At 65.4% G+C, this 20,730-nt stretch carries 25 protein-coding genes and 2 pseudogenes; 19 read left to right on the top strand and 8 right to left on the bottom strand.

The window, feature by feature from the left end; all coding sequences use genetic code 11:
• Positions 1-162: 162 nt before the first annotated feature.
• Both MKW15_RS16825 and MKW15_RS16820 read right to left on the bottom strand, forming a co-directional pair.
• A complete protein-coding gene (locus tag MKW15_RS16825) occupies positions 163-495 on the bottom strand; it encodes a cupin domain-containing protein (protein WP_240860227.1) in 333 nt (110 codons plus the stop codon).
• Between the two features lie 43 nt (positions 496-538).
• Positions 539-1,300 (bottom strand): DUF2127 domain-containing protein, encoded by a 762-nt coding sequence (locus MKW15_RS16820; protein ID WP_240860226.1) that lies wholly within the window; start codon positions 1,298-1,300, stop codon positions 539-541.
• A 127-nt stretch (positions 1,301-1,427) separates the two neighbouring features.
• Here MKW15_RS16820 and MKW15_RS16815 point away from each other — a divergent pair.
• Positions 1,428-2,091: pseudogene (locus MKW15_RS16815) on the top strand (hypothetical protein).
• Here MKW15_RS16815 and MKW15_RS16810 read toward each other — a convergent pair.
• Entirely contained in the window at positions 2,055-2,912 is an 858-nt protein-coding gene (locus MKW15_RS16810) for a class I SAM-dependent methyltransferase (RefSeq protein WP_240860225.1), read from the bottom strand. The pseudogene MKW15_RS16815 and the gene MKW15_RS16810 sit on opposite strands and share 37 nt — an antisense overlap.
• 54 nt (positions 2,913-2,966) lie before the next feature.
• On the opposite strand from MKW15_RS16810, the gene MKW15_RS16805 reads away from it, so the two are divergent.
• The 11 genes from MKW15_RS16805 (at position 2,967) to MKW15_RS16755 (ending at position 11,670) form a co-directional block, all read left to right on the top strand.
• Entirely contained in the window at positions 2,967-3,617 is a 651-nt protein-coding gene (locus MKW15_RS16805; RefSeq protein WP_012835384.1) for a TetR family transcriptional regulator, read from the top strand.
• A gap of 274 nt (positions 3,618-3,891) precedes the next feature.
• Complete coding sequence (gene rpsH, locus MKW15_RS16800; RefSeq protein WP_004023571.1) at positions 3,892-4,290, top strand: 30S ribosomal protein S8; 399 nt, start codon at positions 3,892-3,894, stop codon at positions 4,288-4,290.
• A gap of 17 nt (positions 4,291-4,307) precedes the next feature.
• Positions 4,308-4,844: a 50S ribosomal protein L6 gene (gene rplF / locus MKW15_RS16795; RefSeq protein ID WP_240860223.1), complete on the top strand. Its 537-nt coding sequence runs from the start codon at positions 4,308-4,310 to the stop codon at positions 4,842-4,844.
• A 3-nt stretch (positions 4,845-4,847) separates the two neighbouring features.
• Complete coding sequence (rplR, locus tag MKW15_RS16790) at positions 4,848-5,252, top strand: 50S ribosomal protein L18 (protein WP_240860221.1); 405 nt, start codon at positions 4,848-4,850, stop codon at positions 5,250-5,252.
• Between the two features lie 46 nt (positions 5,253-5,298).
• Positions 5,299-5,946, top strand: coding sequence for a 30S ribosomal protein S5 (rpsE, locus tag MKW15_RS16785; RefSeq protein ID WP_240860218.1), 648 nt, complete (start codon positions 5,299-5,301; stop codon positions 5,944-5,946).
• 5 nt (positions 5,947-5,951) lie between these two features.
• On the top strand, positions 5,952-6,134 hold the full coding sequence (gene rpmD / locus MKW15_RS16780) for a 50S ribosomal protein L30 (RefSeq protein WP_012835380.1): 183 nt from the start codon (positions 5,952-5,954) through the stop codon (positions 6,132-6,134).
• 2 nt (positions 6,135-6,136) lie between these two features.
• A complete protein-coding gene (gene rplO, locus MKW15_RS16775) occupies positions 6,137-6,577 on the top strand; it encodes a 50S ribosomal protein L15 (RefSeq protein WP_240860216.1) in 441 nt (146 codons plus the stop codon).
• 183 nt (positions 6,578-6,760) lie between these two features.
• On the top strand, positions 6,761-8,086 hold the full coding sequence (gene secY / locus MKW15_RS16770) for a preprotein translocase subunit SecY (protein WP_240860214.1): 1,326 nt from the start codon (positions 6,761-6,763) through the stop codon (positions 8,084-8,086).
• Entirely contained in the window at positions 8,083-8,637 is a 555-nt protein-coding gene (locus tag MKW15_RS16765) for an adenylate kinase (protein ID WP_240860212.1), read from the top strand. Before secY ends, MKW15_RS16765 begins: the two co-directional genes overlap by 4 nt.
• Positions 8,638-8,659: 22 nt before the next feature.
• Positions 8,660-9,454: a type I methionyl aminopeptidase gene (gene map / locus MKW15_RS16760; protein ID WP_240860210.1), complete on the top strand. Its 795-nt coding sequence runs from the start codon at positions 8,660-8,662 to the stop codon at positions 9,452-9,454.
• A gap of 98 nt (positions 9,455-9,552) precedes the next feature.
• On the top strand, positions 9,553-11,670 hold the full coding sequence (locus tag MKW15_RS16755) for a bifunctional lysylphosphatidylglycerol flippase/synthetase MprF (protein WP_240860209.1): 2,118 nt from the start codon (positions 9,553-9,555) through the stop codon (positions 11,668-11,670).
• Here MKW15_RS16755 and fdhD read toward each other — a convergent pair.
• Together fdhD and dtd are read right to left on the bottom strand one after the other, a co-directional pair.
• Positions 11,621-12,508, bottom strand: a complete 888-nt coding sequence (gene fdhD, locus MKW15_RS16750; RefSeq protein WP_240860208.1) for a formate dehydrogenase accessory sulfurtransferase FdhD — start codon at positions 12,506-12,508, stop codon at positions 11,621-11,623. The genes MKW15_RS16755 and fdhD overlap by 50 nt on opposite strands.
• A 57-nt stretch (positions 12,509-12,565) precedes the next feature.
• Entirely contained in the window at positions 12,566-13,018 is a 453-nt protein-coding gene (dtd, locus tag MKW15_RS16745; protein WP_240860207.1) for a D-aminoacyl-tRNA deacylase, read from the bottom strand.
• Positions 13,019-13,062: 44 nt separating this feature from the next.
• Between dtd and MKW15_RS16740 the strand changes: the two genes are divergently transcribed.
• Positions 13,063-14,862 (top strand): hypothetical protein, encoded by a 1,800-nt coding sequence (locus tag MKW15_RS16740; RefSeq protein ID WP_240860206.1) that lies wholly within the window; start codon positions 13,063-13,065, stop codon positions 14,860-14,862.
• A gap of 28 nt (positions 14,863-14,890) precedes the next feature.
• Positions 14,891-15,745: an LLM class F420-dependent oxidoreductase gene (locus MKW15_RS16735; protein ID WP_240860205.1), complete on the top strand. Its 855-nt coding sequence runs from the start codon at positions 14,891-14,893 to the stop codon at positions 15,743-15,745.
• On the opposite strand, the gene MKW15_RS16730 is transcribed toward MKW15_RS16735, so the two are convergent.
• The 3 genes and pseudogenes from MKW15_RS16730 to MKW15_RS24730 form a co-directional block, all read right to left on the bottom strand.
• On the bottom strand, positions 15,730-16,440 hold the full coding sequence (locus MKW15_RS16730; RefSeq protein WP_240860204.1) for an SIMPL domain-containing protein: 711 nt from the start codon (positions 16,438-16,440) through the stop codon (positions 15,730-15,732). The genes MKW15_RS16735 and MKW15_RS16730 overlap by 16 nt on opposite strands.
• Entirely contained in the window at positions 16,437-16,826 is a 390-nt protein-coding gene (locus MKW15_RS16725; RefSeq protein ID WP_240860203.1) for a phage holin family protein, read from the bottom strand. The genes MKW15_RS16730 and MKW15_RS16725 overlap by 4 nt, the downstream gene beginning before the upstream one ends.
• 325 nt (positions 16,827-17,151) lie before the next feature.
• A pseudogene (locus MKW15_RS24730) lies at positions 17,152-17,556 on the bottom strand (variant leucine-rich repeat-containing protein); the annotation flags it as partial.
• 1,103 nt (positions 17,557-18,659) lie between these two features.
• Between MKW15_RS24730 and infA the strand changes: the two are divergent.
• From infA to rpsD, 5 genes are all read left to right on the top strand, one after another.
• Positions 18,660-18,881 (top strand): translation initiation factor IF-1, encoded by a 222-nt coding sequence (gene infA, locus MKW15_RS16720; protein ID WP_005170487.1) that lies wholly within the window; start codon positions 18,660-18,662, stop codon positions 18,879-18,881.
• Positions 18,882-18,958: 77 nt separating this feature from the next.
• On the top strand, positions 18,959-19,072 hold the full coding sequence (rpmJ, locus tag MKW15_RS16715) for a 50S ribosomal protein L36 (protein WP_005207978.1): 114 nt from the start codon (positions 18,959-18,961) through the stop codon (positions 19,070-19,072).
• 197 nt (positions 19,073-19,269) lie between these two features.
• A complete protein-coding gene (gene rpsM, locus MKW15_RS16710; RefSeq protein WP_006338093.1) occupies positions 19,270-19,638 on the top strand; it encodes a 30S ribosomal protein S13 in 369 nt (122 codons plus the stop codon).
• Positions 19,638-20,045: a 30S ribosomal protein S11 gene (gene rpsK / locus MKW15_RS16705; protein ID WP_124710627.1), complete on the top strand. Its 408-nt coding sequence runs from the start codon at positions 19,638-19,640 to the stop codon at positions 20,043-20,045. The genes rpsM and rpsK overlap by 1 nt, the downstream gene beginning before the upstream one ends.
• Before the next feature lie 22 nt (positions 20,046-20,067).
• A complete protein-coding gene (rpsD, locus tag MKW15_RS16700; RefSeq protein ID WP_240860201.1) occupies positions 20,068-20,673 on the top strand; it encodes a 30S ribosomal protein S4 in 606 nt (201 codons plus the stop codon).
• Positions 20,674-20,730 lie beyond the last annotated feature (57 nt).

The following is a 20,730-nucleotide window of genomic DNA, read 5'->3' as shown; positions in this document are numbered from 1 at the left end:
GCCGCAGACTCGGACATCGGCTCGGGTGGAGCAACCGGCTCAGAGTCCAACGAAGCTTCCCGCGATCCGTGGCGGACCGACCGGACCGAGTTCGACCGAACCGGCCGGGTCAGACACGATATCGTTGGCGCCTCCCGAGGTACCAGCGTGGCGGCGGGCCGGTCAGCCAGTCAGCACAGTCAGCAGAACAGCCGAATCATCCTGTGCGACAAGGCCTTGACGCGAGTTCGGGACGATCACGAGGTCGCCGGCGACTCCGATCCAGTCGAGGTCGGCGGTGGTGGTGAGGGTGACGCGGCCACGCAGGACCTGAAGCGACGCCTCGTGGGTGCTCTCATGGTCGGAGAGGGAGTTGCCGGCGGTCAGGGCGATGACCGTCTGCCGGAGGTGATGGGCCGAATTGCCGTGCAGGGTGTGCGCGGCGCGCCCGCTGTGCGCTTCGCGCGCGGTCGCGATCAGTTGATCGACCAGGTCGGGTAGTCGCGTCGTCTGCATGCGTCCAGCCTTCCACCAGACGCGCCGACGGATACGGGAATCGTCAACCTTCCTCGACCACCGCCGCCCGCTCGACCGTCAGCAGGCTCTCGGCGTGGTGTTCAGCGTGGTACGCGTCTCCGCCGCCGCGCACGCCGAAGAGGCGTTTGCTCCAGATCAACCACACGACGGCGGCGATGTTGACTGCCAGCAGCAGGATGCGGACGATGGTCACGCGTTCGGTGAGTTCGTAGATCTCGATCGGCAGGAACAGGCTGGTGACGACCACGGCGAAGTACTCACCCCACCGTCGCATGAACCACAGCCCGCCTGCCTCGATGAATTGAGTTGCGGCATAGGCGATGAGTGCGATGCCGATCCACACGATCGTCGTCGACGACAGGGTGAACGATCGCTCGATCCATTCGACGACTTTGGAATCGTCGATGTTCCAACCGATCTGGTCGGCAATGGGACGAAGCAGCGGCATCTCGGCCTCGAATTTCGACCGGATGGAATCCTGGCTGTGTCGTAGCGAGATGACCACGATGCCGGCGGCGAGGAGGAACAGTCCGCGGATGGCGCGCTCGGCGGCGAGCAGTCGCATGATGATGAGGTCACGGAGCAGTCGGCCGCGCGGTACCTCGGGCGCGTGGTCGGCGGGGCCGCTACGACGAGGATCGCCGGGGACAAACGCGCCGCATCGCAGGCAGCGCCATGAATCGCCGGCGGGGGTCTCGACGTGGAGCCGTGCGCTCAGCGCTGCCTCGTCGGGCGCGTAGGTCTCGTGTCCGCGTAGCCCGCAGGAGAACAGTTCCCAGTTCACGTCATGCAGCGTAGGTGCCTTCCGGGCTCCTCGGCACGGGGTCGTCGTCCAACTGACTGCACGGTCAACGGTGATTCGGGTGTGCCGGCCGTCGGCGCCGGTTAGCGTCGCGACCGTGACGCACAAGATGATGGCGGCAATCTGGGGTCCGCGAGTGGATCTGGTAGCCGCGGTGCCCGACGGTGTCCGCAACGCGCATCGAGTTCAGGTCAACATCTCCGACGACGCGGTCGACGGCGCGATGCGGATCAGTGAACTCGACCCGCCGATCGAGGCGGTGGTGAGTATCTGGACCGACGACCTCGATGCTGCGATCGCCGACCTCGCACCGATGGCCGACCGCGTCGCCGCGTGGGAGGTCACCGAACGTGCCCCGCTCGATCCGTTGTTGCCGGCCGACGGTTCGCGCATCGACGCGCTGAGCAACATCGCGTTCCTCCGGCGGCCCGACGAACTGACCCGCGACGAGTGGCTGCACATCTGGCTCGACGATCACACACAGGTCGCGATCGACACCCAGGCGACCTTCGGCTACTACCAGAACGTCGTCGAAGCACCACTCACACCGGATGCCCCGCACGTCGACGCCATCGTCGAAGAGCTGTTCCCGATGGCTGCGATCACCGACATACATGCCTTCTATGGGGGGAGATCAGGCAGAACTCGAGAGCCGGATGACACGCATGCTCGACAGCGTGCAACGGTTCGGGGCAGACAAGAACCTCGACGTCATCCCGACGTCACGGTACGCCCGTCAGGCCCGTTCCGGGGCGCGCCCGCTCGCCACGTGAGCGCACATGGGGATGTCCAGGGAACCGTCGGGGTTCCGGTACTGCTCGGTCAGTGAGGCGATCGTTGAGCGCAGTGCCGAATCCTGCTCCGCGGAGAATCCTCGGCGCGCGGCTGCCAGGGGCGGAGCCAGGGCGAGGACCATGTCGACGTGCTCGGCGTCATCCCGGTAGTGACGCACCCCGCGGTGGGTCTCGACCGACACAGAGGAGAACCCCGCGGCGGCGAACAGGTCCCGCAGGATGTCGGGATCGGGCAGCGAGAAGGGTTCACCAGGGCCCACCGGCGGCCCACCCGCGACGAGGCCCTGGGTCATCGCGGCCATCCCGACGCTGGTGAGCCACGGATTCTCGGTGAGCGGACCCCAGACGGTGGTGACGAAACGACCGCCGGGGCGTAACACGCATCTGATGCTCTGCAGGGCGCGGTCGGGCTGCGGTGACATCATCAAACCCATGCGAAACACGACCACGTCGGCACTGTCGTCAGCGAGCGGTAGGTCGGTGACATCGACACCGCCGCGGACCGACGTATTGGTCAGGTCCGCCAATCGGGCGGTCTGGACCCTGGTCATCGCCGGAGCGATATCGGTGGCCAGCAGATGGCCGTCGGGGCCGATGTCCGCTGCTAGGAGACGGGCGAACTCTCCACTGCCGGAACCGAGTTCGAGTACATCGAGGCCCGCCAGCGGCGGCAGGGCGGCGCAGATCAGGGCGCTCAGGTCGGCCTCGATGCGCTCGATGGTGGGACCGTACCGCGCCCACCCGTCGGCGGCCACGTCCCACAGTGCCGCTGCTGTATTCGCTGTGATGTTCGCGTCCATCTCAACACCTCGATACGCTTCGGATGTATTCAATACAGTTGGAGTGTATTCGTGATGGGTGAGGATGTCCAGACCGGTCGTGTCTATCGCTCGACCCGTCGCGCAGAACAGGCCCGGGTCACTCGCATGCAGATCCTCGGCGCCGCCCACGATCTGTTCGTCTCGCGCGGATATGCCCGGACGACGATCGTCGACATCGCCACGGCGGCAGGGGTTTCCAAAGAAAGCGTGTATGCGATCTTCAAGAACAAGGCGACCGTGCTCGCGCGGGTGTGGGACATCACCATCGGTGGCGACGACGAGGACGTGGTGTTCCACGAGCGGCCGATGATCGCCGAGATACGCCGCGAAACCGACCTCGCACGCAGACTCGACATGCAGGCACGTATGGCCACCGCGGTCGCGCGCCGCATCGCGCCGCTCGTCCTCGCGGTCCGCGGAGCAGCAGCCTCCGAACCCGCTGCGGCCGACATGCTCGCGGAGATGGATCGGCAACGCTACGTGGGAATCGGCCACATGGCCCGTGAGGCGGCCGCAACCGGCCGGCTGGCAATCAGCGAATCCGAGTGCCACGACCTGATGTGGGCGACCAGCGACCCGACGCTGTGGCAGCGGCTCGTGGCGGAGCGCGGCTGGTCCGATGAACGGTATGCCGCCTACCTCGCATGTATGTGGAAAGCGGCGTTGCTGGTCGGGCCGGACTGACGGCGATGACGGCGACGTGGTTGGGCTGATGCGGCCGATTTGGGTCTGTGCTGGGAATTCTCTACACTAGACCGGTTGCCTGTGCACCTCAGGTGCCGCAGGCCGCTCAAGTACACAACTGAATAGTCTCCGGTGCCGGCGAAAAGCCAAGGGCATCGGCGGCGAGAACCTAAGCACAACTATCCACTTCGTAGAAGGCCCACCGCAGGTCAGGGAGATTTCTCCCTCGTCGGCGCTGTATGGGAACCGCTACGAGAAAGGTTGACGGTCAACCATGACCATGACTGATCCGATCGCAGACTTCTTGACACGTCTGCGCAACGCCAACTCGGCGTACCACGACGAGGTGACACTCCCGTCGTCGAAGATCAAGGTGAACATCGCCGAGATCCTCAAGCGCGAGGGCTACATCACCGACTACCGCACCGAAGACGCGGAGGTCGGCAAGAACCTCGTCGTTTCCCTCAAGTACGGCCCCAGCCGTGAGCGCTCCATCGCCGGACTGCGCCGCGTCTCCAAGCCGGGCCTGCGGGTCTATGCAAAGTCCACCAATCTGCCCAAGGTGCTCGGCGGCCTCGGCGTGGCGATCATCTCCACGTCCTCGGGTCTGCTCACCGATCGTCAGGCAGCCAACCAGGGCGTGGGCGGCGAAGTCCTCGCCTACGTCTGGTGAGGGAGGGGTAAAAGACAATGTCGCGTATCGGTAAGAACCCCATTCAGATCCCTTCCGGCGTCGACGTCACCGTCGACGGCCAGAACGTGAAGGTCAAGGGCCCCAAGGGTGAGCTCGCGCTCACCGTGTCCGAGCCCATCGCCGTCGCCACCGAGGACAACTCGATCGTGGTGACCCGGCCCGACGACGAGCGTCGCAGCCGCGCACTGCACGGCCTGTCCCGCTCGCTGATCAACAACCTGGTCGTGGGCGTCACGCAGGGCTACACCACGAAGATGGAGATCTTCGGCGTGGGCTACCGCGTGCAGGCCAAGGGTCGCGACCTCGAGTTCGCGCTCGGTTACAGCCATCCCGTGCCGATCGAGGCTCCCGAAGGCATCACCTTCGCCGTGGAGTCCCCGACCAAGTTCTCGGTCTCGGGTATCGACAAGCAGCAAGTCGGCCAGATCTCGGCGAACATCCGCCGCCTGCGTCGTCCGGACCCCTACAAGGGCAAGGGCATTCGCTACGAGGGTGAGCAGATCCGTCGCAAGGTCGGAAAGACGGGTAAGTAAGCCATGAGTGATACAGCAACCAAAAAGGTCCGTAAGCCGCTCGGCAAGGACGTGTCGACTCGTCGTCGTACGGCGACCGTCAACCGTCACTTCCGCCTGCGCAAGAAGGTCAGCGGCACCGCCGAGCGTCCGCGCCTGGCCGTGAAGCGCAGCAGCCGTCACATCCACGTCCAGCTCATCGACGACCTCGCCGGCAAGACGCTGGCCGCGGCCAGCTCGATCGAGGCCGACGTGCGTGCCGCGGGTGGCGACAAGTCCGCCCAGGCCGCCAAGGTCGGCGAGTTGATCGCCAGCCGTGCCAAGGCCGCCGGCGTCGACGCCGTCGTGTTCGACCGTGGTGGCAAGGACTACCACGGCCGGATCGCCGCGCTCGCCGACGCCGCCCGCGAGGGAGGCCTGCAGTTCTGATGACCAATTTCTACAGCTACACCAACATGACCGGAGGGAACCTCTGATGCCCGGACGTCAGCGTGACGGCGGAAACGGACCCGCCGGTAACGACAACAACAACCCGAACGCAGGCGGCAACGACCGTCGCGGTGGTCGCGGACGTCGCGACGACCGTGGTGGCCGCGACCGCGACCAGGACCGCAACCAGCTCGAGCGCGTTGTCACCATCAACCGCGTCTCGAAGGTGGTCAAGGGTGGTCGTCGCTTCTCCTTCACCGCTCTCGTGGTGGTCGGCGACGGTCAGGGCATGGTCGGCGTCGGCTACGGCAAGGCCAAGGAAGTTCCTGCGGCCATCCAGAAGGGCGTCGAAGAGGCTCGCAAGAACTTCTTCCGCGTGCCGCTCATCGGCGGCACCGTGACCCACCCGGTTCAGGGTGAGGCCGCGGCCGGTGTCGTGATGCTCCGCCCCGCCAGCCCCGGTACCGGTGTCATCGCCGGTGGCGCGGTTCGCGCGGTGCTCGAGTGCGCCGGCGTCCACGACGTCCTGGCCAAGAGCCTCGGCAGCGACAACGCGATCAACGTCGTCCACGCCACCGTTGCGGCCCTCAAGATGCTGCAGCGTCCCGAAGAGGTCGCGGCCCGCCGCGGTCTCCCGATCGAAGACGTCGCTCCCGCGGGCATGTTGCGTGCCCGTGCCGGACAAGGAGTCTGATCACCATGGCAGAACTCAAGATCACCCAGGTCAAGGGCACCATCGGTACCAAGAAGAACCAGCGTGACAGCCTGCGGACGCTCGGCCTCAAGGGCATCCGCAAGTCGGTCACCCGCGAGGACACCCCGATCAACCGCGGTCTCATCAACGTGGTTCGGCACCTCGTGACAGTCGAAGAGGTTAAGTAACAATGACCATCAAGCTCCATCACCTTCGTCCCGCTGAGGGCGCGAAGACCGAGAAGACCCGCGTGGGTCGCGGTGAGGGCTCCAAGGGTAAGACCGCGGGCCGCGGCACCAAGGGCACCAAGGCACGCAAGAACGTGCCCGCCGCCTTCGAGGGTGGCCAGATGCCGATCCACATGCGGCTGCCGAAGCTCAAGGGCTTCACCAACCGCAACCGGGTCGAGTACCAGGTCGTCAACGTCGGCGACATCGCGCGCCTGTTCCCGCAGGGCGGCACCATCGGCGTCGACGAGCTCGTCGCGGCCGGTGCGGTGCGCAAGAACCAGCTGGTCAAGGTGCTCGGCGACGGTGACCTCACCGTCAAGGTCGACGTCACCGCCAACAAGTTCACGGCTGCGGCCAAGGAGAAGATCGCCGCTGCCGGTGGCAGCGTCACCGAGCTCTGACAACGTCTGACCGCCGGTCGGGTACAGCCCTCACGCTGTGCCCGACCCGGCGGTTTTCGACGCTACGGTAGAGTTCAACCGTTGTCTGGGCGCACCCATAGATCACTGTCGATTGCCGAGCACACGGGGGCCGGGTCACTCGATCCGGAAGGCACCTCGCGTGGTCGTTCCTAGGAGGAGTTAGTGCTTTCCCCCCTCTTCGCGGCCTTCCGGACGCCCGATCTGAGGAAGAAGATCTTCTTCGTCATCGGCATTGTCGTCCTTTACCGGCTCGGCGCGACGATCCCATCACCGGGTGTGAACTACCAGGCCGTGCGGACGTGTCTGGACGAGGTCTCTCGCGGTGACTCCAGCTCCGTCTACTCGCTGATTAACCTGTTCTCCGGCGGCGCATTGCTGCAGCTGTCGGTGTTCGCGATCGGCATCATGCCCTACATCACGGCGAGCATCATCGTGCAGCTGCTGACCGTGGTGATCCCGCGCTTCGAGCAGTTGCGCAAGGAAGGCCAGTCCGGCCAGGCCAAGATGACGCAGTACACGCGCTACCTGACGGTCGCGCTCGCGTTGCTGCAGTCGACCGGCATCGTCGCCCTCGCCGACCGCGGACAGCTGCTGCCCAGCACCTGTTCGACGAGCAGCGAGGTCATCTCCAACCAGAACATCTTCGGTCTGTCGATCATCGTGCTCGTGATGACCGCCGGCGCCTGCCTCGTCATGTGGTTCGGTGAGCTCATCACCGAGCGCGGCATCGGCAACGGCATGTCGCTGCTGATCTTCGCCGGTATCGCGGCTCGTATCCCGGCCGAAGGCCGCACCATCCTCAACAGCCGCGGCGGACTGGTGTTCGCACTGGTCTGTGTGGCGGCGCTGCTGATCGTCGCCGGCGTGGTGTTCGTCGAGCAGGGCCAGAGACGCATCCCGGTGCAATATGCCAAGCGGATGGTCGGGCGCAAGATGTACGGCGGGTCGTCGACCTATCTGCCACTGAAGGTCAACCAGGCCGGCGTCATCCCGGTCATCTTCGCGTCGTCGCTGTTGTATCTGCCGCAGCTGATCGTCGAACTCACCCGCGATCCCGAGAAGGTCTCCGGCTGGCAGACGTGGGTCACCGACCACCTCGCCAACCCGAGCGACTGGGTGTACATCGCCGTCTACTTCGCGATGATCATCTTCTTCACCTACTTCTATGTGGCGGTCACGTTCAACCCGGAGGAGCGGGCCGACGACATGAAGAAGTACGGCGGCTTCATCCCTGGCATCCGCCCGGGGCAGCCGACCGCCGACTACCTCGGCTATGTACTGAGTCGCATCACACTGCCGGGTTCGATCTACCTGGGTATCATCGCGGTACTGCCAAACCTGTTCCTCGAGATCGGTAACAGCGGTGGTGTACAGAACCTGCCATTTGGGGGCACGGCCGTCCTGATCATGGTCGGTGTGGGACTGGACACGATGAAGCAAGTCAACAGTCAATTGATGCAACGAAAGTACGAAGGATTCCTCAAGTGAGACTCGTGATTCTCGGCCCCCCCGGAGCAGGCAAAGGTACCCAGGCAGAACTGCTGAGCGAAGCACTCGGCATTCCGCACATCTCCACCGGTGACCTGTTCCGCGCGAACATTTCTCAGGGAACAGCAGTCGGCGTCGAAGCCAAGAAGTACCTCGACGCGGGCAATCTCGTTCCGTCCGAGATCACGGTCGACATGGTGCGCGCACGCGTCGGTGAGCCCGACGCCGCCAAGGGATTCATCCTCGACGGATTCCCCCGCTCGACCGAGCAGGCCGACGCGCTCAAGGACATCCTCGCGGCCCTCGACACCTCGCTCGACGCGGTGCTGTCCTTCGAGGTCGACACTGACGTCGTCGTGGACCGCATGCTTGCACGTGGTCGGGCCGACGACACCGAAGAGGTCATCCGTAACCGGATGGCGGTGTACACCAAGGAAACCGCACCGCTGCTCGCCTACTACGGCGACCAGGTGAAGAACATCGACGCGGTCGGCGACATCCAGGACGTGCATCAGCGCGTGCTGAGCGCTCTCGGCGCCGGAGTCTCCTGAGGCGGATATCGCGTTGTCTCGCATGGGCTTCCGCAAGCGTAAGCGGGTCCCCTTCCGGACCGCCGGAGAGCTCGACGCCATGGCGGCGGCGGGCGCGATCGTCGGTGCGGCGCTGGTCGCGACGCGATCGGCCGCCGCTGCGGGCGTGAGCACTCTCGAGCTCGACGAGGTGGCCGAGACGGTCATCCGCGAGGCGGGTGCGGTGCCGTCGTTCAAGGGCTATCACGGGTTCACCGGCTCCATCTGCAGCTCGGTGAACGAGGTCGTCGTGCATGGCATCCCAAGCGCGGATGTGGTTCTGGCGCAAGGTGATCTCGTGTCCATCGACTGTGGGGCGATCCTCGACGGCTGGCACGGTGACTCCGCGTGGACGTTCGGCGTCGGCGACCTGAGTTCGGCCGATTCCGATCTGTCCGACGCCACCCGGCTGTCCCTGGAAGCCGGCATCGAGGCCATGGTCGACGGCGCACGCCTGACCGACATCTCACACGCCATCGAGATGGGAACGGTTGCGGCGGAACGGAAGTTCGGTCGTCGCTTCGGCATCGTCGACGGCTACGGCGGACACGGCATCGGCCGCGAGATGCACATGGAGCCGTTCCTGGCCAACGAAGGTGAGCCCGGCCGCGGACCATGGCTGACGATCGGCTCGACGCTGGCCATCGAGCCGATGCTCACGCTCGGCACCACCGAGACCACCGAACTCGACGACGGCTGGACCGTCGTCACCGACGACGGGTCGCGCTCGGCCCATTGGGAGCACACCGTCGCGGTCACAGCCGACGGGCCCCGGATTCTCACCACCCGCCCCGCGTAGCGACGAACGCCGGGCGGGCGTCGCTGCAGATTGTTACGCTGACCTCCGATAATCCCGGGGCGTGGGGCGCGGGAGCCCCTTCGACGCGGCGGTGAGCGATGACCACTACTGAGGAACAGTCCACGTCGAGCGCCGGCCGGGTTCTCCCGATCATCGCGTCCGGTGCGCGACGAGTACCTTTCACGATCGTCCTGTTCCTGCTGGTGCTCGTCGCGGGCATCGCGACGGGCGCGCTGTGGGGACGCGCCCCCGAGAAGGGCTGGTACGCCGACGTCGCTTTCGGGCTGCCGGCGCTCGGTGACGGGCGGATCTGGACGGTGTTCACCGCCGGCATCTTCGAACCGAGCCCGGGGACCTACGTCGTTGCCCTCCTGCTGATCGCCGTCGGATTGGGTTGGGCCGAATGGCGTTTGGGCACCGGGCGAGCCGTTCTCGTCTCTGTCGGCGGTCTCGTCGGGGTGGAACTGATCAGCGCCGGGGTGTTCTGGATTCTGACGCGCGGATCTCTCTCGTGGGAGTGGGCGCGGGAGATGGGGCGGGCGCTGTCGGTGGATTCCATCACCATGGTGGTCTGTGCTGTCGCGGTCGCGTCGGCGACCTTGCGCTCGCCATGGCGGCTGCGTCTTCGGGCGCTGCTCGTGGCCGCGGTGTCGACGGTGTTCCTGTTCGAAGGGACGCTCGCGAGTTCGCAATACGTGTTGGCGACGGTCGTGATGCTGTGGATCGGCGAGCGTTGGTTCAGCGTCGGGGAGAAGGGATTCCTGCCCCGCACGCGTCGCGAGGTCCGACTCCTCGCCTGTATCGGCCTCGTGTTCATCGCCGTCGCATCGCTGGTGGTGTGGTTCTTCCCGACGAGCGGGCCGCTGGTCCCGACGGACGCGGCCGACGACGACTCGCTCGTCTCGATGCTCATCGGTGTGGTGATCAACGTGCTGATAGCCGACCAACTACGACGCGGAAAGCGCTGGGCGTGGTGGGTGGCCGTAGTCGTCGGTGGCATCAACGTGGCGGTGACCGTGGTGGTGCTGGTGCTGATCGTGTTCATCCGCGACGTCGGCGCACACGCGAGCGTCACCGTGGGTACCACTCTGCTGTGGGCGGGCGTGCTGGCGATCCTGATACCGGGCCGGTTCGCCTTCGGCGTCCCGTGGCGCGTCAAGCAGATCGGCGCCGCGCCCGGGGAGGAGCCCGTCGACCAGGTGAAGGACCTGTTGCGCGAACACGGCGGCGGCACGATGTCGTGGATGATCACCTGGCCCGGAAACGATTATCTGTTCTCGGCCAACGGAACTGCCGTGACCACCTATCAGAATCACGTCGGGACGCTCCTTGCCCTGGCGGACCCGGTGTGCGCCGACGACGAGATCGAGACCGCGGTGCGCGGGTTCGTCGACCTCGCCGAACACAGCGGTAAGATCCCCTGCTGGTTCTCCGTCGGTGCTCGGACCGCGGAGGTTGCGGCGGAAACGGGTTGGCGCAGTGTGCAAATCGCGGAGGACACCATTGTCGACCTACCGGGTCTGGAGTTCACCGGAAAGAAGTGGCAGCACGTGCGGTCGGCGCTGAACAAGGCGCGTAAGCAGGACATCTCGTTCCGGTTGACGACGCTGCCCGACGAGTCGTTTGCGGTGAAGACGCAGGTGCGCGCGATCTCCGAGGAGTGGTTGGGCGACAAGGGCTTACCCGAGATGGGTTTCACGCTCGGCAGCGTCGAGGAGGCACTCGACCCCGAGGTTCGCGTCGCGCTTGCCGTCGATGGCGACGGCAGTATCCACGGCGTCTTGTCGTGGTTGCCGGTCTTCGGACCCGGTGGTGTGGTCCGCGGCTGGACCCTCGACATCATGCGTCGACGCACAGACGGATTCGGCCCGGTCATCGAGTACCTCATCGCGTCTTCGGCACTGGAGTTCAAAGAGCAAGGGGCCGAGTTCATCTCGCTGTCCGGAGCGCCGCTCGCGCACAGCGACGACGCGCCCGATGCCGAGCGGATGGACCGCGTGCTCGACACCCTCGGCGCCGCGCTCGAACCGTATTACGGTTTCCGGTCGCTGCACGTGTTCAAGAAGAAATTCAACCCCCGCTATGAACCGGTATATCTCGTATACCGCGACGAGGCAGACCTGCCCCGCATCGGCCTGGCCATCAGCCGTGCTTACTTGCCGGACGCTACGCCCGCCCAGATGCTGCGGCTGGCGCGGTCTCATCAGGACCAGTGACCGTACCGGCGGTCGAGATCCGTTCTGCGCCTGTGTAGATCACCATCGAATCGCCCCGGGAGAACCCGACGAGGGTGATACCGCGATCGTCGGCGAGGTCGACGGCCAGCGACGACGGCGCCGACACCGCACACAGCATCGGAACGCCGGCTATCGCGGCCTTCTGTACCAACTCGAAACTCGCCCGACCGGAGACCTGGAGCACGCTGCCGTGCAACGGGATTCGACCCTCCTGCAGTGCCCAGCCGACGACTTTGTCCACGGCGTTGTGCCGACCCACGTCCTCGCGCAGCACGAGCATCTCGCCGGTGGTCGCGTCGAACAGGCCCGCGGCGTGCAGACCGCCGGTCTTGTCAAAAACGTTCTGCCCGGCGCGGAGACGGTCGGGCAGGGACAAGAGAAGGTCGGCGTCGACGCGCAATGACGTGGGGCCCACATCGAAAGCCGAGTGGGTGGTGACGGACTCGATGCTGTCCTTACCGCAGACCCCGCAGGCACTGGTCACGGGAGTGGCCCGGATGCTCGACGAATCAGGGGCGGCAACGCCGGGGCCCAGCGTCACGTCGAGAACGTTGTAGGTGTTGGCGCCCGAACTGTCGGTGCCTGCGCAGTAGCGGGCCCCGACCACGTCGTCGATTCCGGTGATGATCCCCTCGGACACCAGGTATCCCAGCGCGAGTTCGACGTCGTCGCCGGGGGTACGCATGGTCACCACGAAACGCTCTCCGCCCAGACGGATCTCGAGTGGCTCCTCGACTGCGAGCGTGTCGGCGCGCGTCGAGGGTGCCATGCCGCGTCGGAGTCGCGTCACGCGTCGTCGGGAGGTGATGCGTCCCATGGGTCCGAGACTACTCGTGGAGACCTCAGAGCAGTCGTTGGTCGGTTGCGACTCCATTCAGGTGTCGAGGACGATCGTCACCGGACCGTCGTTGACCAGCGAGACCTCCATGTGGGCGCCGAAGCTGCCGGTGGCCACCGTGGCGCCCAGTCCGCGCAGCGCGTCGACGACCGCGTCGACCAGCGGTTCGGCGATCGGTCGTGGTGCGGCGGCATTCCACGACGGCCGACGGCCCTTCGTGGTGTTGGCGTACAGAGTGAACTGGCTGATCACCAGGATCGGCGCGCCGACGTCGGCGGCGGCGCGCTCCGAGCCGTTGTCGTCGGGGTCGAGGATGCGAAGGCGCCAGATCTTGTCGGCGAGCTTGGCTGCGTCGTCGGGAGTGTCGTCGTGGGTGACGCCGACCAACGCGACCAGGCCCTGACCGCCAGGCTCGATGTCGAGGCTGCCGAAGGTGCGGCCGTCGACGGTGACCGATGCCGATTTCACCCGTTGGAGGACCGCTCTCATGCCGAGAAGATTATCGGGACGCGACGAGTCGATAGGGTGGCGCAATGGCCAAGAAGTCTCGCCGCAAAAAGCAGACCTCGCGTGAAAGGGAAGCGCGTCGGCGTCACCTGCATTCGGTGCCTCCTCCGCCGGCACACGACGACTTCACCGACGAGCCGCTGTTTCAGCAGATCCGAGCGTCTCTGCGCACCGATGAACCGATCGACCTGCTGATGACCGTCGCGGCATTGATCGAGGCCACTGACCCGCGCAATGCGAATCCGCTGTTCCCGGATGAAGCGGCGCTCGCGCTGGACCCGCTGGTCGAATCGTTCATCGGACTGCCGTACGCCGAGACGACTGCCGCGCTGATGGTCATGAAATCGCTGATCCCCGACGACGCTCTCCGTACCCGGATCGCGAGCGAACTCGCGACGCGTCGCCACCCCATGCCGAACTGGTTGAACAGCCTTGCCGACGCCCGGGCGAGTTCCGGCGTCTCCCTCGCCACGCACGAACTCGGTGACGGGGACGACTACGTCATCACGGTCGACATCGGCCGTGATCCGGTCACATTCCTCGTGTTCGTCGACCACAATCTCGGGTCGGTGGTCAAGGATGCGTTTCCGAGCCCCGAGTCCCACGCAGAACTGCTCGCACGTATGCGAGAAACGATCGACGCGACCGACGGAGCGGCGATCAGCACCGTCGACCCGGCAGCCGCGCGCGCGACGCTGGAGGACGCGATCAAGTTCGGTGCCATGATCGTGCCGCGCCTCGAGACCGACACCTGGCCGATGTGCCGGCCGATCCTCGAGTGGGCTCTCCGGCTCCTCCCGGCGGGCGGAGTGTCATCCGGGTCCCGACCGTTGTCCGACGAAGAGCAGGCCGAGCTGTCCGACGCGTTCTTCGCGTCGTCCTACGGACGTGACCTCGACAACGCCGACGCCCGGTCCGCCCTCGAGAACCTGATGTGGCTCAACGATCCCGACCCCTTGCGGTGGAGCCCGGTGGTGGTGGAGCGGATGCTGGTCGACCTAATACCGGGCAAGGTCGTCGACACGCGCGAATCCCTTGCCCGGTACCCGGACCTGATGCGCGCGTTCATCGAGTACTGCCTCGACCAGCGTGGCGCCACGCCAATCTCCCGGTTCGAGACGACGGCTGCCGTGATGCGCTACGAAAAGCAGTTTCACCGGGCGATCAACAACAGCAACCGCAATAGTCGCGCCGAGGAGATCGCCGACATTGCCCGGTTGTCGTTCCTCGGGCCCGATGCCCAACCCAGGGCCGTCGCGCCCGCCGAACCGGAGGTACCCGACACGATCGGTCCCGCGATACTGCTCAGACTGCTCGATGACAGAGTCGGGGGTCGAGTGGCACTCTTCGAACTCGATGACACGCCACTACCCGACGAAGACTTTGTGCGCGAAGGCATTCCGGACGACATCGTTGCAGTGGTCGAGGAGGTCCTCGACAAGTGCGACGCGTGCGCCGACGCATTCTTCGACGTCGAACACCGCACGGCCATGCGTCGGATGCTGTCGCGCGCGGCGCGCAACGATCCGACGATCTTCCGGCGCAAGGTGGCGCCGGAACGACTCGCGGCAGCCATCGGCTGGGCGATCGGCCGCGCCAACGACTCCCTCAACGGTCAGTTCGCCACGACCACCGTCACCGACTTCCTCGCCTGGTTCGGGGTCAAGGGCAGCGTGGCGAAACGCGCGGAACCCATCCTCGCGGCCAACGGGGCGCCCACACATCAGCGCTACGGGATGATGATGCTGGGCGCGCCCGATTTGCTGACGTCGGAGATGCGGCAATCCCTGATGCGTTCGCGAGACATGGTCCTGCAAGCGGAATAGGCCGCGGATGCGCTCGGTTGCCCACAGCATGACGACATCGGACAGGGCAGCACACATCGAACGCTTCGGTACGCACGGCACATGGGGTTGGTTCGGCCGGTTCTCCCCGGAGGAGTCGCAGCAGATCGAAGACCTCGGTTACGGCACCATATGGCTCGGCGGTTCGCCGAAGCACCTCCGACCGATCCGCAAAGTCCTTGCCGCCACCCAGAACATCACCGTCGCCACCGGCATCGTGAACATCTGGAACACCGACGCCGCGACCATCGCCGACGAGTTCGCCGACCTCGAGAACGACTTCGGCGGCCGCTTCTACCTCGGCATCGGAGCCGGCCATCCCGAGGCGACCGCAGAATACGAGAAGCCCTACGACGCGGTCAGCCGCTATCTCGACACCCTCGACGCGAAGGGTGTGCCCGTCGAGCGTCGTGTGCTGGCTGCATTGGGACCGCGCATGCTGCGGCTCTCCGCCGACCGCGCACTCGGTGCGCACCCGTACCTGACGCCGCCGTCGCACACCAAGATTGCGCGCGAGACGCTCGGCGCAGATTCGCTGCTCGCACCGGAACACAAGGTGGTTCTGGGCATCGATCCCGAGGCGGCTCGGGCGGTCGGCCGTCCGCCGGTTGATCAGCCCTACCTGCATCTGCGCAACTACACGTCGAACCTGAAGCGACTGGGCTGGACCGACGCAGACATCGAGAACGGCGGAAGCGACGCGCTGATCGATGCGCTCGTCGCCCACGGCACCGCGGCGCAGGTCCGGGCCCAGGTCGACGAGCATCTCGCGGCGGGTGCGAACCACGTCGCCGTTCAGGTGCTCGGGTCGGAGACGCCGGTTGAGGAGTTGGCGGCGATCATCGGGGCTCAGGTCAGCGCGTAGGTGACGGTCACGGTGAAGGTGAGCCGCTGCTGCCCGGGCTCCAGCGGCACCGGAGCCGCGGCGACATCGCGCTGGTAGGTCGGCGCGGGTTGCTGGCCACCGCTGGTGGTCTCGTTGATCGTGATGACGTCCCCGAGGGAGTCGTCGGCCAGTGATGCGTACTGCTCCGCGCGACTGCGAGCGTCCTTGAACGCCGTCTCGCGGGCCTGCTTCATCAGCGCCGAATCGTCGTCGATCGCGAACGTCACGTTGCTGATCCGCGTCTCGTTGCCGCCGGCATTCACCGCCGCGCTCAGCACCCCCGACGCCTTCGGGATGTCCCGGATGATCACCCGAATCGTGTTGGTCGCCTGATATCCGGTGATCTGGCTGGTGCCACCGGGCGCGGGTGACGAGTACTGAGGAGTGAGCGTCACCTGCTGCGTCTGCACATCCTTGCGTGCGACGCCCGCCGCCACCACGGCGTCGGTCACCGCGCGCACCTTGGTGTTGGCCTGGTTGAGTGCCGCGGACACATCGCTGCCGGTGGCCTCGATGCCGATGTCGGCGCGGACGGTGTCGGGGGTTCCGGTCACGGTGCCGGTACCCACGACGGTGACGGTTCGTTGTGGCGATGAGCTGTCGTCGCCGCAACCGGCGACCAGCGCCACGACGGCCGCGAGCACGCCCGCGGCGACGGCTGCCCGGCGCCTCATTCGTACGGCTCCTTCATGATCATGGCGAAGCCCCATCCGACGAGCGAGATGACGATGGCGCCGAAGATGGCCGACCAGAAGAAGTCGTCGACCTCGATTCCCCAATGCGTGGTGTTACGCGTGATCCACGCGGTGATCTCCAGCATGAACGCGTTGATCACCACGTGGATGAGGCCGAGGGTCAGGATGTAGAAGGGGATCGCGATGATCTGCACGATCGGCTTGATGACCGCGTTGACCAGCCCGAAGATGACCGCGACCACCAGGACGATGCCCAGCTTCTCCCAATTGTTGGAACCGCCGACGAAATCGATGCCCGGAACGATGAGCGACGCGATCCACAACGCGAAACCGGTGAAGACCGTACGAACAAGAAACGCTGCCATGTCGCACAGTTTGCCAGGACATGCGACTCCCGAGTCGGGTGGTCAGGGCCGAGGCGGTCCGGGATTCCACTGGGGGTGACCGGTCGGCGGTCCGGCGGGGCCGCGATATCCGGGCTGGTGCGGACGCGGGGGCGCGGCCCGGCATCGGGCCGGTCGGTGGTCGGACGTGCACGGGTGCGCTCGGGTAGACCTGGCCCGGTGCGCCAACCGGTTGACGCGGGAGCGGTGTCGGACCGCTGGCCGGTGGCGCCTTGACCATCGATGGACCGGACACGGGTGCATTCATGCCGGGGTGGGCGGTCGGGTTGCCGACGCCTCGTGCGTTGAGTGCCTGATTGATCGCGGGATCGCCGAGGGTGCCGAGGTAGCGCAAGAGGTCCGGCTCGGCCGCGGGATTGGAAGCCACGTACGGCCGCAGCGGCGGTGCGTTGTTCACCATGTGCGCCAATGTCTGCGGCGGCGTCGTCGGATCCATCGCGGCTCGGACGTCGGCGGGACTTGGGGGAGTGCTGCGGCTTCCGGGGGTACCCGAGTTCAGGGAGTTCAGAAAGCCTGCGATCTGCTCCCGACGAGCCCACGCGAACCGTACGATGACCCCGATGACGGCGGCGATGACGATGAGGATGAGAGGCGCGGAGACCTTGAAACCCTTGCCGCCGCCCTTTCGCGCCAGAACATCGCCGACGTCGGTGCCGCTGGGATCGACCGCGGCCAGGACCTCCAGGATCATGGCGCCAACGTAGCAACCGTGGTGAGGCCGAAAATAGAGTCCGACCAGAGGAAATTCCGTTCAGAGAGCTCCGCGGGGCAAGTGCTCTCGACTCCGAGTCCCGGTCGACCCGAGATCTCGTCGAATCAGCGACCCACGCGCCGCCTGCGGCGGCGATCGTGGAGGCGGGAAGAGGGCCGTGGAGCGCGGCGCGGCGACGATGATCCACGAAAAATAGGGGAAGAAACTCGTCCCCTATCCCTGGAGTCCTCCCCGCGAATTTTCTCGCGGGCGACTCAACAAGCAGGGGCAGAAAGTAGGGGAAGAACCTTCCCCTACTTTCAGTGGTCCGGCGCCTCGCTGACGTGGCCCGTTCGCCTGCCCTTCGAGGCATCCCTCGGCTGGCGCCTCGGGCACCTCACGGAGCGGCGGGGTGGTGGACGCTTATGCGCAGGTCAGAGCGCGAATCACCGAACTCTTCGAATCAGCGACCCACGCGCCGACGGCGACGGCGATCGTGGCGGCAGGGTGGAGGTCGGGGCCGGTGGCCAGGATCGGGCCCCTGACGGTGGTCGTCCGGGTATGTCCAGGAAGCGGACGCTGATGGACCCGATCTCAGTCATCGATTGTCGGTAGTCGCGTTCCACCGAACGCGATGCCAGGCACTTGCGCCCAAAAACAGGGGAAGAAACTTCTTCCCCTGGCCTTGGTGTCTTCCCCCAGAAATTTCTCGCGGACGACTACGAACCCCGGGGAAGAAGTTCTTCCCCTAAGACGCCGACGAGGACAAACGCGGCCACACCAAGATATGGCAGCACCGGGGCGACCACGTCGTTGATCATGGCGCAACACTAGGCCAGTCGACGCAGCGGACGCTTGCCCGTCGCATTCGATGAAATGATCCCGATCCGACGGCGGCACGAACGTGCGCATTTGGCCTGTTCTCGCAGTTCGCGTAACATGGATCGTCGGTGCGCTTCCCGTGCCGGATACCTTCGTGTGTTCACGTGGGTTCCGGTGTGGACCAGCGCCGATGGTGCGGTCAGCAACCGTGCCAACACCCTAACGGATAAACACGGTTTCAACCCGGCCAAGAGGTAACTCAGGCCAGGATCGCGGAGGACATGGCGAAGAAAGACGGGGCCATCGAGGTCGAGGGTCGAGTGATCGAACCCCTGCCCAATGCAATGTTTCGCATTGAGCTGGAGAACGGACACAAGGTTCTCGCCCACATCAGCGGCAAGATGCGGCAGCACTACATCCGCATCCTGCCCGAGGACCGGGTCGTCGTGGAACTCTCGCCCTACGACCTGGGTCGTGGGCGCATCGTTTATCGGTACAAGTAAGACTTCCTTTCCCGAACACGGGTGAGGGCAGCACGGGCCCGGCTTCGTCGTGCCCGGACATTCAAGGAGAAGCGGACGTGAAGGTTCAGCCGAGCGTCAAGCCGATCTGCGAGAAGTGCAAGGTGATCCGCCGTAACGGTCGGGTCATGGTGATCTGCGAGAACCTGCGTCACAAGCAGCGTCAGGGCTGATCACTCGCAACCCTCCGGGTCGCTTGAGAACACATAACTGAATACGAGAAACCAGAGCTGAACAAAGACTTGTGAAGCCCTCCTGGCACCAGCACCGACAAACGGGTCGGCGCCCACCTCCGGTTCAGAGGCCGGAGCTTTCCGCAGAGTGAAAGACGGACCAGGAGCAGACCTCTGAGAAGAACAGGAAACGCCACATGGCACGTGTTGCTGGTGTGGATCTCCCCCGCGAAAAGCGGCTGGAGATCGCACTGACCTACATCTATGGAGTTGGTCGTACCACCTCCAAGGAGATCCTCGAGGGCACCGGGCTCAGCCCCGACCTCCGCGCGAAGGATCTCACCGACGCAGACGTCGCAAAGCTGCGTGAGTACATCGAAGCCTCGGTGAAGGTCGAGGGTGACCTGCGCCGCGAGGTTCAGGCCGACATTCGACGCAAGATCGAGATCGGCTGCTACCAGGGCCTGCGCCACCGTCGTGGTCTGCCGGTCCGCGGACAGCGCACAAAGACCAATGCCCGCACTCGTAAGGGCCCGAAGAAGACCATCGCCGGGAAGAAGAAGTAATGCCTCCTAAGTCACGTAGCGCAGGCCCCAAGAAGGGCGCACGCCGTCGCGATAAAAAGAACGTCCCGCACGGCAACGCACACATCAAGTCGACGTTCAACAACACCATCGTGTCGATCAGCGACCCCAACGGAAACGTCATCAGCTGGGCGTCGTCGGGTCACGTCGGTTTCAAGGGCTCGCGCAAGAGCACCCCGTTCGCGGCTCAGCTCGCGGCCGAGAACGCTGCGCGCAAGGCCCAGGAGCACGGCGTCAAGAAGGTCGACGTGTTCGTCAAGGGACCGGGTTCGGGTCGTGAGACCGCCATCCGCTCCCTGCAGGCTGCCGGCCTCGAGGTCGGCACCATTTCCGATGTCACCCCGCAGCCGCACAACGGTTGCCGTCCGCCCAAGCGGCGTCGGGTCTAGCGGGAAAGGAAGAAGATAAACAATGGCTCGTTATACCGGCCCCGCAACAAAGAAGTCCCGTCGTCTTCGCGTCGACCTCATCGGAGGCGACCAGGCGTTCGAGCGTCGTCCCTACCCGCCCGGCCAGCACGGCCGTTCGCGGATCAAGGAGAGCGAATACCTGCAGCAGCTGCAGGAGAAGCAGAAGGCCCGCTTCACCTACGGAGTGATGGAAAAGCAGTTCCGTCGCTACTACGAAGAGGCCAATCGTCGTAACGGCAAGACCGGCGACGAGCTGCTGAAGATCCTCGAGACCCGTCTCGACAACGTAGTGTACCGCGCCGGCCTGGCCCGGACCCGTCGTCAGGCCCGCCAGATGGTCACCCACGGCCACTTCACCGTCAACGGTGTTCGTGTCGACGTGCCCAGCTACCGCGTGAGCCAGTACGACATCATCGACGTTCGTCCGAAGTCGCTGCAGACCGTCCCGTTCCAGATCGCCAAGGAAATCCAGGGCGATCGTGTGGTTCCGGGCTGGCTGCAGGTGGTTCCGTCGACGCTGCGCATCCTCGTGCACCAGGTGCCCGAGCGCGCTCAGATCGACGTGCCGCTCACCGAACAGCTTATCGTCGAGTTCTACTCCAAGTAGTTCTTCGAATCAGTAATCGCCGAGCAGCATCAGCTGTTTCGGTCCACCTTCTAGGCC

It is taken from the genome of Gordonia gummivorans (assembly GCF_022513585.1).
Classification (GTDB): domain Bacteria; phylum Actinomycetota; class Actinomycetes; order Mycobacteriales; family Mycobacteriaceae; genus Gordonia.
The sequence above is the reverse complement of the archived record's forward strand: the minus strand, read 5'-3'. Positions and strand labels throughout refer to the sequence as shown.

Bases quoted from the DNA above. Each gene is read 5' to 3' on its own strand.
- MKW15_RS16825 (WP_240860227.1), bottom strand. From the start codon at position 495: ATGCAGACGACGCGACTACCCGACCTGGTCGATCAACTGATCGCGACC.
- MKW15_RS16810 (WP_240860225.1), bottom strand. From the start codon at position 2,912: ATGGACGCGAACATCACAGCGAATACAGCAGCGGCACTGTGGGACGTG.
- MKW15_RS16805 (WP_012835384.1), top strand. From the start codon at position 2,967: ATGGGTGAGGATGTCCAGACCGGTCGTGTCTATCGCTCGACCCGTCGC.
- rpsH (WP_004023571.1), top strand. From the start codon at position 3,892: ATGACCATGACTGATCCGATCGCAGACTTCTTGACACGTCTGCGCAAC.
- rplF (WP_240860223.1), top strand. From the start codon at position 4,308: ATGTCGCGTATCGGTAAGAACCCCATTCAGATCCCTTCCGGCGTCGAC.
- rplR (WP_240860221.1), top strand. From the start codon at position 4,848: ATGAGTGATACAGCAACCAAAAAGGTCCGTAAGCCGCTCGGCAAGGAC.
- rpsE (WP_240860218.1), top strand. From the start codon at position 5,299: ATGCCCGGACGTCAGCGTGACGGCGGAAACGGACCCGCCGGTAACGAC.
- rpmD (WP_012835380.1), top strand. From the start codon at position 5,952: ATGGCAGAACTCAAGATCACCCAGGTCAAGGGCACCATCGGTACCAAG.
- rplO (WP_240860216.1), top strand. From the start codon at position 6,137: ATGACCATCAAGCTCCATCACCTTCGTCCCGCTGAGGGCGCGAAGACC.
- map (WP_240860210.1), top strand. From the start codon at position 8,660: ATGGGCTTCCGCAAGCGTAAGCGGGTCCCCTTCCGGACCGCCGGAGAG.
- MKW15_RS16755 (WP_240860209.1), top strand. From the start codon at position 9,553: ATGACCACTACTGAGGAACAGTCCACGTCGAGCGCCGGCCGGGTTCTC.
- fdhD (WP_240860208.1), bottom strand. From the start codon at position 12,508: ATGGGACGCATCACCTCCCGACGACGCGTGACGCGACTCCGACGCGGC.
- dtd (WP_240860207.1), bottom strand. From the start codon at position 13,018: ATGAGAGCGGTCCTCCAACGGGTGAAATCGGCATCGGTCACCGTCGAC.
- MKW15_RS16740 (WP_240860206.1), top strand. From the start codon at position 13,063: ATGGCCAAGAAGTCTCGCCGCAAAAAGCAGACCTCGCGTGAAAGGGAA.
- MKW15_RS16735 (WP_240860205.1), top strand. From the start codon at position 14,891: ATGACGACATCGGACAGGGCAGCACACATCGAACGCTTCGGTACGCAC.
- MKW15_RS16730 (WP_240860204.1), bottom strand. From the start codon at position 16,440: ATGAGGCGCCGGGCAGCCGTCGCCGCGGGCGTGCTCGCGGCCGTCGTG.
- MKW15_RS16725 (WP_240860203.1), bottom strand. From the start codon at position 16,826: ATGGCAGCGTTTCTTGTTCGTACGGTCTTCACCGGTTTCGCGTTGTGG.
- infA (WP_005170487.1), top strand. From the start codon at position 18,660: ATGGCGAAGAAAGACGGGGCCATCGAGGTCGAGGGTCGAGTGATCGAA.
- rpsM (WP_006338093.1), top strand. From the start codon at position 19,270: ATGGCACGTGTTGCTGGTGTGGATCTCCCCCGCGAAAAGCGGCTGGAG.
- rpsK (WP_124710627.1), top strand. From the start codon at position 19,638: ATGCCTCCTAAGTCACGTAGCGCAGGCCCCAAGAAGGGCGCACGCCGT.
- rpsD (WP_240860201.1), top strand. From the start codon at position 20,068: ATGGCTCGTTATACCGGCCCCGCAACAAAGAAGTCCCGTCGTCTTCGC.